Source organism: Massilia sp. P2_C2 (genome assembly GCF_056404615.1).
This window is the reverse complement of sequence record NZ_JBFUDR010000169.1, coordinates 1-13,294: the sequence shown is the minus strand read 5'-3', so window position 1 is coordinate 13,294 and position 13,294 is coordinate 1. Positions and strand designations below refer to the sequence as shown.

Below are 13,294 nucleotides of genomic sequence, written 5' to 3'. Positions count from 1 at the left end.
CACCAAATGCATGCGTCGCGTTAACGTCACCCATGCGGCGAGCGCGTCACCCATGCGGCGAGCGCGTCACCCATGCGGCGAGCGCGTCACCCATGCGGCGAGCGCGTCACCCATGCGGCGAGCGCGTCACCCATGCGGCGAGCGCTGATCGGTCGTACAATTTCATGTTACGACTAAATTCGACGCGCACGGCATGCAATTACGGCAGAAGGTCATCTTTCTCGCGATCGCCCCATTGATCGTAGCGTTGTGCGCGATCGCCCTGTTCGTGCGGCAACAGGCGATAGCGCTGGCGCACGAACAGCACGCCACGATCCAGCGGGCCTACCTGGCCAGCAAGGAAGCGGAACTCAAGCACTACGTGGACCTGGCGTCGCATTCGATCGCGCACCTGACGGCGTCCGGCCGCAGCGACCCGGCCACCCTGGCCGAGGCCAAGCGCATCCTGCAATCGCTCAGCTTCGGCGACGACGGTTATTTCTTCGTCTACGACATGCAGGGACGCAACCTGATGCACCCGCGCCAGCCCGAGCTGGTCGGGCGCAACCTGTGGAACCTGCGCGACCAGTTCGGCGCGCCCACGATCCAGAACCTCGTCGCCGTGGCGAATCGGGGCGGGGGACTCGTGCGCTACAACTGGGTCAAGCCGTCGACGAACAAGTCCGCGCCCAAGCTGGGCTACGTCGTCCCGATCCCGCAATGGAACTGGATGATGGGCAGCGGCCTGTACCTCGACGACGTGCAGGCCGCGCTCGACCAGGTCGACGCCCAGCAGTCGCGCAATATCGAGACGACCATGTGGTGGATCGCCGGCGTCGCCATCCTCGCCACGCTCGTCATCGGCGGCGCGGGCCTCGCGTTGAACATCAGCGAATCGCGCGTGGCGGACACCAAGCTGAAAGCGCTGGCGCAGCGCGTCGTCGATTCGCAGGAACAGGAGCGGGCGCGCCTGTCGCGCGACCTGCACGACGGCATCAGCCAGTGGCTCGTATCGATCAAGCTGCAGATCGAGGCCGGCATCATCCGCATGAAAGGCACGCCGGAACAGCAGCGCCAGGCGCATGCCAGCTTCGAGCGCACGGCCGAGGAACTCAACCAGGTACTGGGCGAAGTGCGCCGCATCTCGCACGACCTGCGTCCGATGCTGCTGGACGACCTCGGGCTCGCGGCCGCGCTCGACCACCTGGCCGAGGAATTCTCGCAGCACAGCGGCACGCCGGTCGCGTTCTCGGCCTCCGGCGACGCGGAACACCTGCCGCAGACCGTCGGCACGGTGCTGTACCGGATTGCCCAGGAAGCGCTGACGAACATCGAACGCCACGCCGGCGCGCGCCACATCGACCTGTCGCTGCAACGCGACCGCGGGCGCGTGCTGCTGACCATCGCGGACGACGGCGCCGGCTTCGACGCCGAGGGCGTGGCCACGCATCCGCAGCGCGGCATCGGCCTGCGCAACATGGTGGAAAGGCTGGACGCGATCGGCGGCCACCTCGACATCGCATCGTCGGCGGCGGGCACCACCGTGTGCGCCAGCGTCGAACTCGTAGACTGAGCCGGAGGATTGAATGACGACGACACCTGTCCACATCATGCTGGTCGACGACCACCCGCTCGTGCGCGACGGCCTGCGCGCGCGCCTCGAGGCCGTGCCGCATTTCCGCGTCGTGGCCGAAGCGGATTCCGGCGCGGAAGCGCTGGCGCTGGCGGGCGGCACGCGCATCGACCTCGTGCTGATGGACATCACCATGCGCGACGGCAGCGGCATCGAGGCGACGGCGCGGCTGACCGCGAACCATCCGGACATCGCGATATTAATCCTCTCGATGCACGACAAGCTCGAATACGTCGCGCAGGCCATGCAGGCGGGCGCGCGCGGCTATGTGCTGAAGGATGCGCCGGGCAGGGACATCGTGCTCGCGATCGACACCGTCATGGCCGGCGGCATCTACTACAGTGCCGCGGTCGCGCGCCAGCTGGCGCGGCCGGCCGCGCAGGACAACCAGCTCACGTCGCGCGAGCAGGAAGTGCTGCGCCACATCGCCAACGGCGAATCGAACAAGCAGATCGCGCGTGCGCTCGACCTGTCCGTGCGCACCGTCGAGACGCACCGCCTGAACATCAAGCGCAAGCTCGGGATCGAGGGACAGGCCGAACTGATCAAGTTTGCGGTGCAGCACGGACGGTTCGGTCCGGTAGGTGCGTAAATATATCTGAAAAAAGCGTATCCAAGAGGAAACAGAACCATTGCGTTCCACTAGGGCGTGCTCTACTATTAGCCGGTTACTATCAATGCATAATCGTTAATGGCCAGCGCCCCGTTCCCGGTGGTTGAAATCCGTTCTGTCGCCAACGCACAGAACGAATGGGCCGCTCTTTTACTCGGCACGGCGGGCGAGACCCTCGACGACGCCACGCTGCAATGCCTGTTCGGCACGCCTGACCTGCTGGCCGCCATCGCGCCGCTCGACTGCATCCTCCTGCTCGATGGCCCCGCCGTCCTCACACCGCCCGTCCTGAACCTGTTGCCGGCCAATCGCGTGCTGTTCGCCGTGAATGCGGCCGCGCTGGCGACGGACGGCACCGCGCGCCGCCTGGCGGAACTGCAGATGGCAGGCTATCGCGTGCTGGTCGACGGTCCGCTGCCGGAAGGCGTGGCCGCACCCATCGCGCTGCGCACCGTCGCGCGCGACGCCGGCGCGGAGCTGCCGCGCGCCGGTTCGCTGCCCACGTTGTTCGGACCGCACCTGGCTTATCGCGTGGACGACATGGCGCGCTACCGCGCCTGCGAGAACGCCGGCTTTTCCTGGTTCAGCGGCGATTACGCACTGGAAGGCAGCGTGCCCGACGGCGACGACGGCACGTCGCGCCGCCGCATGCTGACCATGCTCGCGCTGCTGGCGCGCGACGCCGATTCGCGCGAGCTGGAAGCGCAACTGAAGCAGGACGCCGCGCTGTCGTACCACCTGCTGAAGCTGGTGAACTCGGCCGCGTTCTCGGGCGGTGCCCAGATCACGAGCTTCAGCCAGGCGATCAACCGCCTGGGACGCCGCCAGCTGCAGCGGTGGCTGCAACTGCTGCTGTACGCGCGCCCGCATTCGGACAGCCCGCCGAACCTGATGCTGCCGGTGGCCGCACTGCGCGGCGCGGCGCTGGAGGCGCTGTGCAGGCTCGACGGCGGCGACCGCGACGACCAGGACCTCGCCTTCATGGCCGGCGTCTTCTCGCTGCTGGACCGGTTGTTCCAGATGCCGATGCAGGACGTGGTGCGGGACCTGAACCTGCCGGAACATGTCGAAGCCGCGCTGCTGCACCGCGAAGGCGAACTCGGACAGCGCCTGCGGCTGGCCGAAACGGGCCGGCCAGACGCTCCAACGCTGGAACTGGCCGGGGTCGACGGACCGGACTGGTGGGAGAGCCAGATGCATGCCTATCACTGGGCCATTCAGGTAGCACGCAATGTCTGAGATGCCAGCCGCCGCACCAATGGATTTCGTGGGCGGCAGCGCTGCCGTCTGCGACGCCGTGCTGAAACTCCGGGGCGATGCGCTGTACGCCGAACTGGGACGCATCGCCGGGCTGCTCCTCGCCAGTCCGCACGGCGCATTCATCCCCGCCGATGCCGTACCGGCTGCCCCGCGCGAAGGTGCGCTGCTGCAGGACGTGCGCGCCGACGGTCTGTGTTTCGGCCGCTACGAAGTGGCCGGCCGCGTCTACAGCCTGGACGACTGGCGCCAGCTGGAAGGCCTCGCGGGCCTCACCGGCTCGCTGATGCACGTGCATTCGCTGGCCCAGCGCACGACGCACGCCTATGCGCAGGTCGAGGCGCAGCTGGCGCACCAGTCGCAGATCCTGGACCAGATCCACGAATCCGTGCTCACGCTGGACCGCATGGGCTACATCACCAGCTGGAACAAGGGCGCCGAGCACCTGTTCGGCTACACGGCGCTGGAAGCCGTGGGCCGCAACATCCTGTTCCTGTATGCGGACGAGGAGCCGGATTCGGAGGACGTCTTCGCGGAGCAGGGCGGCCGCATGATGGAAGTACGGCGCCGCAAGAAGTCGGGCGAAGTGTTCTGGGCCAGCCTGTCGCTGTCGCCGCTGTGCGACCTGGAAGACCGCCCGGTCGGCCTGATCGCCTACCTCACCGACATCACGGAACGCAAGCTGGCGGAGGAACGCCTGCATCATCTGGCCTACTACCAGGAGCTGACGGGCCTGCCCAACCGCACGCTGTTCGGGCGCCTCGTCGACCAGGCGCTGATGGTCGCGCAGCGCAACGAGTCCACCGCGTGCGTGCTGTACCTCGATTTGAACCGCTTCAAGCTGATCAACGGCACCCTGGGCCGCAAGGTCGGCGACGAATTGCTGCGCCAGGTGGCCGAACGCCTGCGCGGCACGCTGCGCGACGAGGACGTGGTGGCGCATTTATCCGGCGACGAATTCGCCGTCGGCCTGTTCGACATCCGCCAGCACTTCGAGGCCACGACGGTCGCGCAAAAGCTGCAGGGCGCACTGGAAATCCCGTTCCTCGTGCAGGGCCACGACCTGCGCGTGGGCGCCGCCATCGGCATCGCCGTCTACCCGCAGGACGGCCAGGATGCGGAAACCCTGCTGCGCATGGCCGACATCGCGATGGAGCGCGCCAAGGAACACGCGGAAAACCCGGACCGCAGCGTCGCGTTCTACCGCCTCGACATGAACGAAGGCATGCAGCAGCGCATGCTGATCGAATCCGGCCTGCGCCACGCGCTGGGCAACGGCGAACTGATCCTGCACTACCAGCCGAAGTTCGAGATCGGCTCGAGCCGCCTGGTGGGCGCGGAAGCCCTCGTGCGCTGGAAGCATCCGGTGCGCGGCATGGTGCCCCCGTCCGAATTCATCCCGCTGGCCGAGAGTACGGGCCTGATCGTGCAGGTGGGCGAGTGGGTGCTGGAACAGGCCTGCGCCCAGGCCGCGGTCTGGCAGCGCGCGGGCCTGCCGCCGTTCCGCCTGGCGGTGAACGTCTCGGCGCGCGAATTCTCGCCGTCGCTGCCGGGCCGCGTGGCCGACACCCTGAAGCGCTACCGCCTGGCCGCGCACTGGCTGGAACTGGAGATCACGGAAAGCACGCTGATGCACGACATCGACCACGTGATCGCCATCATGGACCGCATCAGCGCGCTGGGCGTGGCGCTGTCGCTGGACGATTTCGGCACGGGCTATTCGAGCCTGTCCTACCTGAAGCGCTTCCCGATCGACACGCTGAAGATCGACCGCTCCTTCACGACGGGCATCCCGCAGGACCCGAGCGACTGCGCGATCGCGAGCACCATCATCGGCATGGGGCGCAAGCTGGGGCACCGCGTGATCGCGGAAGGCGTGGAGACGCTGGACCAGCTCGAATTCCTGAAGCAGGCAGGATGCGACGAGGTGCAGGGGTATCTGTATGGGAAGCCGTTGCCGGCGTACGACTTCGAGGTGAGCCTGCGCGAGAACTGGCTGCTGACGGCGCGCAAGGATCCGGATGCGGCGCTGGGGGTGATGGTGTGGTCGGCCCAATAGCGTCGTCCGTTTTGCTGCCCCGGGGGCAATGATTTATGTATAATGCCGGTTCCTCAGGAAGCGTGGCCGAGTGGTTGAAGGCAGCAGTCTTGAAAACTGCCGACGGGGGAACCCGTTCGTGAGTTCGAATCTCACCGCTTCCGCCAGGAAATAAAACAGCCGCCCACGGGCGGCTTTTTTATTTCCTGGCGGAAGCGAGGGAAGCGCCTGCGCGCTTCCCGTGTGAGATTCGAAGGGCTGGGCTTGCCTTGGCAGGCTGCTGAGATTCTGGCGCGACGGTCGGCATCCGGGCGGGCGACTCAACAAATTCTTTAGCCACCCAAATGGCGCATGATGAATTCGTCGTGAGAAGGGTAAGCGTCGTCCTCGGAATCGGACTGCACTTCTCTCAGCAGTTGCCCTGCTTGCTTTGTTGATACATCGTGACCGGCCTTCTGCATTTCTTCGCGAAAGACATTTGCATTGGCGCCCGCGGGGCTGCGCTTTGAACCAAGTACGTGCGCGGGGGGAATCGAGTCCCTGGTGCGCAACGCAGGCCCCTCAGAATAGGGGTCATGCTCCAGATGAAAGTTGTTTGCAACGCCAATCGTGCGCACGAGCGCCGGCTGGTCAGGGTCAGCATACATTGCGAAGTCTTTCGCCATCTGGCGGCTGCTCGATAAGTAGTGGTGCTCGCCTGATGCGGTGACCCCACCACTACTGAATCGCATCATGAAATTGCCGCCGCCGCCCTCAGTCGCTCCATCGCTTTTGCGATCCTTCTGGAAGCCATTTTTGCGAATCGATGGCACGTGCTCGCGCTTTGTTCCGTGGTATAGCGTGCTGTCTTCGTACACGCGCTTGGCAAGCGGGACCAAACCGCTCAGAGCCGCGTCAGGACGGGATCTCCGTGCCGACGGGGCTTGATTGTTCCGCTTTTCAACATCCGATTCATATCCATCGGACCCATAGGTGGCGGGAGCGTGCGTCCCGCCGGTTTTAGAGATACAGCCACCCATTGCGATTTGAGGTTAGTGAACGAAGGGCTCAATTGTGAGCCCGCTCCTGGGAAGGCATGGCACGAGTGGCGAAAATATGTGCACCGTTCCGAAGATATGTTCGCGAGTTGGGCGGCTTTGTTGCACAAATCCGTCCCTGCAGCGGCCAAGCCGGGCCACGGGTAAACTGACAGGATGAGTGCACCAGCCAAACCCAAATACCGAACGGCCAACTGGAAGGAATACAACGAAGCGTTGAGAGCGCGCGGCTCGCTGCTGGTTTGGCTGGACAAGGACATGTGCTGGCACGGCGGCGCGAGCGGCAAACGGGGCCGCAGCCCGACGTGCAGCGAGGCGGCAATCCTGCGCCAGGCGATGGGCATGGCGCAAAGCCAACTCAAACTGTCCGGCCTCGACTGGCAAGTCCCCGACTTCAGCCCGGTCAGCCGCGTCGAGTTGATTAAAGAGAGATTACCGAGTGTCTAGAGAAGCCGTGGCAATTCAGACTGGTCGTTGCCACCGTGCGCGGCGATGAACATGAAGACGGCCGACCGGCAATAAGATTCGATTTCGTTGACGTCCTCTGCTCTCGCCTCATCGAAGCGTGCGATAACCAGGAGATCGGATCCTTTGAAAAGCGCGGCAAACAAGCGGGCGGACTGGAAAGGATCAGGCACGTTCAGAACGGCCTTTGCGTGCAACTGACGCAACAAGGCCTCAATTTGGGCGATGACATGGGCGGGCCCGGCTTCGTAATGGAGCTTGCTTAACGACTTTTGATTCGTCTTGTCGGCCATGATCATGGCTTCGACACCGCTGACGTCCGACCTCAACAGCGTGCGGAGCAGGGATGATCCGACCGCCATGAGCTGATCTTCGGCCGAACCATCGACGCCTTCAAAAAGGGCCTGTGGTGCAAACTGATGGCAACGGGCCGCGATGGCTGCGCTGAACAGCGCCTCCTTGTTCTCAAAGTGCCGATAGATGCTTAGCTTGGATATCTTCGCCCGCTGGGCGACCTTGTCCATTGTCGTCGCTTGAAAACCCAATTCCACAAAGAGTTCGCATGCCGCGTCGACTATCGTTTGGCCAAGCGCGTCGTTAGCAGGCCTGCCGCGCCGGCTCTGGTTGTTTTCGGTCACGATAATTCCAGTACTTGACAGTATTCAAATTCACGCATTACGATACCACACAGTACTTGAAATGTGCAAGCCAATGCACCGGGCTTCGCCCCCTCCTCCATCCACAACACGGAGTTCATTGCCATGAATGACGTCATCATCATCGGCGGCAGCTTTGCCGGCCTCGCCGCCGCCCTGCAACTCGGCCGTGCCCGCCGCAAGGTCGCCGTTCTCGATACAGGCCTGCCGCGCAATCGCTACGCGGGCCACTCGCATGGTCTGCTCGGCCACGATCACAAGCCGCCGCTGGACATACTGGCCCAGGCGCGGCAGCAGCTGGCGCGTTATCCCACGATCAGCTTGGTCAGTGCCCGGGCCGACAGCGTCTCGGGCGCCATCGACGATTTCTCTGTCCTCACTAGCGATGGCGAAAGCCTTGGCGCGCGCCGCCTGATCCTGAGCTATGGCGTCGCCGACCAAATGCCTGATGTTCCGGGCTTTGCCGAAAGCTGGGGGACGTCCGTCGTGCCCTGCCCCTATTGCGACGGCTTTGAAGTCGCCGGCCAGCATTGGGGCCTCGTCTGGTCCGGCCCGCAGGCGCACCAGTCTGCCAGGCTGTTCCGGGATTGGACCGACAAGTTGACTGTCTTCGCTGATGGTCATGCCATTCCGCCCGATATCCAGGCTGATCTGGCAAGCCGCAACATACCTGTTGTCGATGGCAGGATCGTCGAGATCGCCCATCATCAGGGCCATATCACCACTGTTAATCTCGAAACCCGCCGCAATATCGCGGTCGACGTCCTGTTCGCCCAACCGCGCAACAAGCCGTCCGCAAGCCTGCATGAATCACTGGGCCTCGCCACGGTCGATACGCCCGTCGGTATCGCCCTCCAGGTCGACGAGCGCCGCCAAACCAGCATGCCCGGCATCTACGCCGCCGGCGACCTCGCCACGCCCCACTTGCCCTCGGTCACCCAGGCATCATGGCAGGGCGCGATGGCGGGTATCTTCGCCCAGCAATCGATGCTGGTTTGAGAGCGCAGATTCCATCCCGGGGGAGCTCGACTCCAGTCGAACCAAATGTGAGGAGATGTGTCCAATCGTGATCATGGAAAGCACGATAGGAATCGGGCAGGCCGCCAGGCCGCTGGGGACCACGGTCCAGACTCTGTAGCGCTGGGAGCGTAACGACCAGCTCGCGCTCGGCGAGCGCACCTGGACCTGTGCCGGCTGCGGTGCGCATCACGATCGCGACGCGAACGCGGCGGTGAATCTGCAACGGCTCGCCAGGGGCGCCCACGCGGCGCAAACGGCGCTACCCGTGGCGTTCCAGGCGGTGACGCCGGGCACTGTCGCCGGCCTTGCGCCGGCGGGAGGCGGGGAAGTGACGCCTGTCAGGCACGAGCACGGTCAGCAGGACGGCACGGGGCAGGAAGAGATCGGTGAGCACTTGTGCACACGTAATCGATAGCAGCGGGTGTCGCGCGTCCTGACGGCAGCCGGCTTCACCGATATAGTTATCGTAGTTATCGCGCCCTTCGATGCTTCCGTCCCATTCGGCGAGGGCGAGACGCGGGACGCTGTGATCGACGACGCGGATCTGGGTCGCTCGGCGGTTGATGAACGCGAACAGGTGTCCGGACAGCGGGTCCAGGTGCATGACGTGCCTGGCCAGCGCATAAAGGCCATCGAACGGCAATCGCATGTTGACGGGCTGCCCGTACAGGTACACCGAAGCGCCTCGGCCGGCCCTCATCCACAATTTGCACCGGAGCCATGTATTGTTTTGTTTCATGACGAGTCACGATTCGGGTTGGCCGGGTTTGCGGCATTTTGCATCCAGGTGTCTAAGGCACGAGYGGAATCGGCACTCATGGACAAGCCGAGCTTTGTCCGCCGCCAGAGCACGTCTTCGGCGGTGCGTGCCCATTCGACGTCCATCAGGTAACGCACCTCGCGCTCGTACAGGTCATGACTGAATACACGACCCATTTCCGAAAGTCGTGTCCGATTGCCAAGCAGTCGGTGCGTGCGGGTGCCATAGGCCCGCGCGTAGCGCGAGACAATATGTTCGGGTAGCCACGGATAGAGCCATTGTAACTGCAATACGAATTCACCAAAGTCAGTGACGGAACGGTTCTCAGGGCGGTCGCTGAAAATGTCCCCGCCGGGAAGACATGCCTTTTCCGTCCAGCGGACGCCACCTGTCTGTATCTGCGCGGCGATCCGGTCGACAGCCTCCTCCGATAATTTGCGGTAGGTTGTGATTTTTCCGCCGAATATGGTTAGCAGGGGCGCAATGGACGTGTCGAAGTCGAAGCGGTAGTCGCGTGTGATAGCGGACGCATCCACAGTTCCATCGTCAACCAAGGAACGTACACCTGCATAGCTCCAGACGACGTCCGACGGGCGGACATCGGTACGGAAAAAACTGCTGCTGAGCTGACACAAATAATCGATCTCTTCGGCACTGATTGCGACCTTGCCAGCGTCGCCGCAGTATTCGACATCGGTTGTGCCGATGATAGTGAAGTACCGCTGATAGGGAATCGCAAACACGATCCGTCCATCGCCATGCTGAAGGATGTAGGCGTCGTCATGTTCGAAAATGCGTCGGACGACGATGTGGCTTCCCTTTACAAGGCGGAGACCGCCAGTACTTGCAGGGGTCGCCTGTTTGCGTACATCCATCGCCCACGAACCTGTGGCATTGGCGATGCACCGTGCATTGACGCGAATGACACTTCCTCCTTCGCCGCGCAGTGTCGTACGCCAGGCACCTTTGCTCGCCGTCATCGATTCACATCGTGTTCTAGTGAAGACACGCGCGCCGCGCTCCGCGGCATCCACGGCATTTAGTGCGACAAGCCGCGCGTCATCTACATATGCGTCAGAGTAGCGGTAGCCGCGCCTGAACTCCGGCTTCAGAGGCGCCCCTGCCGGGTGTGTATGCAAATCGATGGCACGCGACCGGCCCAGCAGCTGACGCCGTGCCAGGTGATCATAAAGGAACAGTCCGCAGCGAAGCATCCAGGCAGGCCGCAGACTCTCGACATGCGGCATCACGAAATGCAATGGCGTGATCAAATGCGGGGCCGAACGTAACAGGACCTCGCGTTCGATCAGCGCTTTCCTGACAAGACCAAACTCGTAGTATTGCAGGTAGCGCAGTCCCCCATGAATCAGTTTCGACGATGCTCCCGACGTATGCGATGCAAGGTCGTCCTTTTCGCACAGTACAACGGAAAGGCCCCTCCCGACAGCGTCGCGGGCGATTCCCGTGCCGTTGACTCCCCCTCCGATGACAAGAAGGTCACAGTCGATTCTTTCTACAACCGATTCGGAATTGCTGATAGCCATAGGGTCGGCATTTCTAAAAGTACTTGCGCAACAATGTTCAGGTACCGGCGCTGCGCTTGAGACGGCTGCTTAGCCAATCCAAGACCTGTTCCCGCACTTCTGTCGCGCAAACGTCGTTGAGCAGTTCTTGGCGCCCTGCCTTGCTGTTGAAGTTCTCGAACGGCCCTGTGCGAGGCTGCACCGCCGTCCAGCGCGAAGTCTTCTCAAGTAAGCATCGTATCTCCGGCTGTACGCGAGTGAAGGAAGCACGCCAAGCGAACTGTTAACGCACTGAGCCAGTCTGTGCGGAAGGGCCGGTCCAGGTTTGCGCGGTCTCAATGCGATGAAATAAAGAGCGTTGGCGAAGTGTCGGACACACTGCCACTCCGTCAATGTCCTGCCATTTTTTTGCACGACTTGAGTTCACGCAAACTTCAGTCAAATGCCTGAACTAAGATTGCTGTTTAGATCATTGCTTGGGGATCGAGAATGCCAACTGCTTTTCCAATCCTTTCTCGTGGACAGCTAGTGCAAGTGCACGAGCTGGCTGATGTCCTCGCCACGCTCGACAGTGACGGGAAACTTGACGGTCTGCCATTCATGCCTGAAATGGCAGCGCTGTGCGGGCAAACCTTCCGTGTTAAACGCCAGGTTGAACGTACTTGTGTGGCTGGGATAGGCATGCGTCAGATGCGCAATACGGTTTTCCTCGATAACGCGCGCTGCAATGGTCAGTCCCATGATGGCTGCCAGCGCGCCTGTCAAATGTTCTGGAAAACCGCTTGGCTGTTCCCGATTCAGGCAATACCGTCACGGACCGGTGCAGCCCCCAACAGCCAGCGCCCGACTTCCCTGCCAACCCGCATCGGGGCGCGGTATACCTGCCAATCTACTGAACTGGCTAGCGCCACCCTGCCCCTGTCGCGCTGGAGTGTCATGCCATTTCTTCGCGAGATAGCCAACGGCGACTTGTCGTGGCTCGAATTTGCGCGGATTGCCGCCCGTACTGCACGCCGGCGTCTATTCCCGGGCCGGAAGAGCGTGGCGCTGGCCGGCACACCGGGCAGGAAATCGAAGGGTGCATTAGGGCTGGGCAGCGGCGATTGGGTGGATGTCAAGAGTGCAGCCGGTATCGTGACGTCGTTGGATGAACATGGCCGTAATTGCGGCCTTAATTTCACGCCCACCATGATCCCGGCCCTGGGGCAGCGGCATCAGGTGCTCTATCCCATCCGCAAGATCATCCTGGAACAGGACGGAAGGATGGTCCACATGAGCAATACGGTCGCGTTGGACGGGGTCGTTTGCGAAGGCAATTGCGTGAGCCAATGTCCGCGGGCTGAATATCTGTATTGGCGCGAAAGCTGGCTGGACCACGCAGACGGGCCATTGAGTTCAAGCGTACCGGGCTCAGGCAGTGTGTAGTTCAAAGACCTTTACTTTGTTAATTGTCGAGTCCCGTTTGATCGTAAACCCGTTTGACGAATAATTCTGGCCGCTTTTGCTGCCATTCTTTGAGGGCGAGGATGGGTGTTTTACTGCCGATGGCACGTTGCGGAATATGGTGGTTGTACAGCTTCAGATAGTTCAGCAAGGCGGCCTGCAGATCGGCCCTGCTGTCGAAACGCCTCTGCTGTAACAACTCGTTGATACGCCCGTTGAAACGCTCGACCATGCCGTTGGTTTGCGGGTGGCGCGGTTCCAGCCGATGTTCGGCAGGCAGGGCTGCGCAAGCGACGTCGAAGGCGTGCTTGCCGCTGGGCTTTTTGTCTTTGGTAGCGAAACGGTCGGTAAATTGCGAACCGTTGTCGGTGATGATCTTGCTGACCTTGATGGGCGAAGCCAGCTTGAGAAGACGAGCGATGCCGGAACGGGAAACGTCAGCGTTGATGTACTGCTTCGTGATGAACAGCAGGTCGTCCAGCGGCAGATAGAGCGACTGGCGCAGCGCCAAAACGATGRCTTCCTGAGCTGCGCTCAAGGTCGTATGCAGGGTGTGGACTCGATGGGAGCGGTCTTGCACATCGTCGCGCTCGAGCCACTTCATTGCGGTCGCTCGGGTGACGTTGAAGACTTTGGCTGCTTCCCTGGAAGACAGGCCGGAGTCCCCCCGGTGTCAGAATAGTTGTCGCGTCACCTGATGAAGTAAAACAGTATCGGGGACGGGCAAGAGAGATGGAGTGAAGCAGTATTCAGCGGAACGGAAAGAAGCGCTGCTGCGGCAGATGATGCCGCCGCAGAACAGGCCGGTGTCGGAGTTGGCGCGCGAGAGCGGGATCACGGAACAGACCCTTTATACTTGGCGCCGTCAAC

11 protein-coding genes, 1 tRNA gene and 4 pseudogenes are annotated in these 13,294 nt (G+C 62.5%); 11 read left to right on the top strand and 5 right to left on the bottom strand.

What is annotated here, in order from left to right:
* Nucleotides 1-193 precede the first annotated feature (193 nt).
* The 5 genes from AC1DYX_RS18945 to AC1DYX_RS18925 all read left to right on the top strand — a co-directional run bounded on the left by AC1DYX_RS18945 (nt 194) and on the right by AC1DYX_RS18925 (nt 5,687).
* Nucleotides 194-1,552 carry a cache domain-containing protein gene (locus tag AC1DYX_RS18945; protein ID WP_477261601.1) on the top strand — a complete coding sequence of 453 codons (1,359 nt, stop codon included), beginning with the start codon at nt 194-196 and terminating at the stop codon, nt 1,550-1,552.
* 13 nt (nt 1,553-1,565) lie between these two features.
* Nucleotides 1,566-2,204, top strand: a complete 639-nt coding sequence (locus AC1DYX_RS18940; RefSeq protein ID WP_477261599.1) for a response regulator — start codon at nt 1,566-1,568, stop codon at nt 2,202-2,204.
* A gap of 99 nt (nt 2,205-2,303) precedes the next feature.
* The gene (locus AC1DYX_RS18935) at nt 2,304-3,464 is read left to right on the top strand and encodes an HDOD domain-containing protein (RefSeq protein ID WP_477261597.1); all 1,161 of its coding nucleotides are present in this window, start codon (nt 2,304-2,306) and stop codon (nt 3,462-3,464) included.
* 1 nt (nt 3,465) lies between these two features.
* Nucleotides 3,466-5,541, top strand: coding sequence for a putative bifunctional diguanylate cyclase/phosphodiesterase (locus AC1DYX_RS18930; protein ID WP_477261607.1), 2,076 nt, complete (start codon nt 3,466-3,468; stop codon nt 5,539-5,541).
* Nucleotides 5,542-5,597: 56 nt separating this feature from the next.
* A tRNA-Ser gene (locus tag AC1DYX_RS18925) sits at nt 5,598-5,687 on the top strand.
* Between the two features lie 165 nt (nt 5,688-5,852).
* Here the strand turns inward: AC1DYX_RS18925 and AC1DYX_RS18920 are convergent.
* The gene (locus AC1DYX_RS18920) at nt 5,853-6,377 is read right to left on the bottom strand and encodes a hypothetical protein (RefSeq protein WP_477261595.1); all 525 of its coding nucleotides are present in this window, start codon (nt 6,375-6,377) and stop codon (nt 5,853-5,855) included.
* Nucleotides 6,378-6,713: 336 nt separating this feature from the next.
* On the opposite strand from AC1DYX_RS18920, the pseudogene AC1DYX_RS18915 reads away from it, so the two are divergent.
* Nucleotides 6,714-6,968 (top strand): annotated as a pseudogene (locus AC1DYX_RS18915) (transposase); the annotation flags it as partial.
* A gap of 32 nt (nt 6,969-7,000) precedes the next feature.
* On the opposite strand, the gene AC1DYX_RS18910 reads toward AC1DYX_RS18915, so the two are convergent.
* Nucleotides 7,001-7,660 (bottom strand): TetR/AcrR family transcriptional regulator, encoded by a 660-nt coding sequence (locus AC1DYX_RS18910; RefSeq protein WP_477261593.1) that lies wholly within the window; start codon nt 7,658-7,660, stop codon nt 7,001-7,003.
* A gap of 123 nt (nt 7,661-7,783) precedes the next feature.
* On the opposite strand from AC1DYX_RS18910, the gene AC1DYX_RS18905 reads away from it, so the two are divergent.
* From AC1DYX_RS18905 to AC1DYX_RS18895, 3 genes and pseudogenes are all read left to right on the top strand, one after another.
* A complete protein-coding gene (locus AC1DYX_RS18905) occupies nt 7,784-8,677 on the top strand; it encodes an NAD(P)/FAD-dependent oxidoreductase (protein ID WP_477261591.1) in 894 nt (297 codons plus the stop codon).
* A gap of 202 nt (nt 8,678-8,879) precedes the next feature.
* Nucleotides 8,880-9,113: pseudogene (locus tag AC1DYX_RS18900) on the top strand (RNA-guided endonuclease InsQ/TnpB family protein); the annotation flags it as partial.
* A gap of 3 nt (nt 9,114-9,116) precedes the next feature.
* Nucleotides 9,117-9,239, top strand: a pseudogene (locus tag AC1DYX_RS18895) (SAM-dependent methyltransferase); the annotation flags it as partial.
* A gap of 45 nt (nt 9,240-9,284) precedes the next feature.
* On the opposite strand, the pseudogene AC1DYX_RS18890 reads toward AC1DYX_RS18895, so the two are convergent.
* Nucleotides 9,285-9,347, bottom strand: a pseudogene (locus AC1DYX_RS18890) (hypothetical protein); the annotation flags it as partial.
* Between the two features lie 86 nt (nt 9,348-9,433).
* Nucleotides 9,434-11,002 (bottom strand): glycerol-3-phosphate dehydrogenase, encoded by a 1,569-nt coding sequence (glpD, locus tag AC1DYX_RS18885; RefSeq protein WP_477261589.1) that lies wholly within the window; start codon nt 11,000-11,002, stop codon nt 9,434-9,436.
* A 507-nt stretch (nt 11,003-11,509) separates the two neighbouring features.
* Between glpD and AC1DYX_RS18880 the strand changes: the two genes are divergently transcribed.
* Entirely contained in the window at nt 11,510-12,406 is an 897-nt protein-coding gene (locus AC1DYX_RS18880) for a hypothetical protein (protein ID WP_477261587.1), read from the top strand.
* A 19-nt stretch (nt 12,407-12,425) separates the two neighbouring features.
* Here AC1DYX_RS18880 and AC1DYX_RS18875 read toward each other — a convergent pair whose 3' ends face one another.
* Nucleotides 12,426-13,079, bottom strand: a complete 654-nt coding sequence (locus AC1DYX_RS18875; protein WP_477261605.1) for an integrase core domain-containing protein — start codon at nt 13,077-13,079, stop codon at nt 12,426-12,428.
* 82 nt (nt 13,080-13,161) lie between these two features.
* On the opposite strand from AC1DYX_RS18875, the gene AC1DYX_RS18870 reads away from it, so the two are divergent.
* Nucleotides 13,162-13,294: transposase (locus AC1DYX_RS18870; RefSeq protein WP_477261603.1), on the top strand; the 133-nt coding region annotated here is incomplete at its 3' end.

Excerpts from the sequence above, each read along its gene's own strand:
- AC1DYX_RS18945 (WP_477261601.1), top strand. The coding sequence starts at position 194 with ATGCAATTACGGCAGAAGGTCATCTTTCTCGCGATCGCCCCATTGATC.
- AC1DYX_RS18940 (WP_477261599.1), top strand. The coding sequence starts at position 1,566 with ATGACGACGACACCTGTCCACATCATGCTGGTCGACGACCACCCGCTC.
- AC1DYX_RS18935 (WP_477261597.1), top strand. The coding sequence starts at position 2,304 with ATGGCCAGCGCCCCGTTCCCGGTGGTTGAAATCCGTTCTGTCGCCAAC.
- AC1DYX_RS18930 (WP_477261607.1), top strand. The coding sequence starts at position 3,466 with ATGCCAGCCGCCGCACCAATGGATTTCGTGGGCGGCAGCGCTGCCGTC.
- AC1DYX_RS18905 (WP_477261591.1), top strand. The coding sequence starts at position 7,784 with ATGAATGACGTCATCATCATCGGCGGCAGCTTTGCCGGCCTCGCCGCC.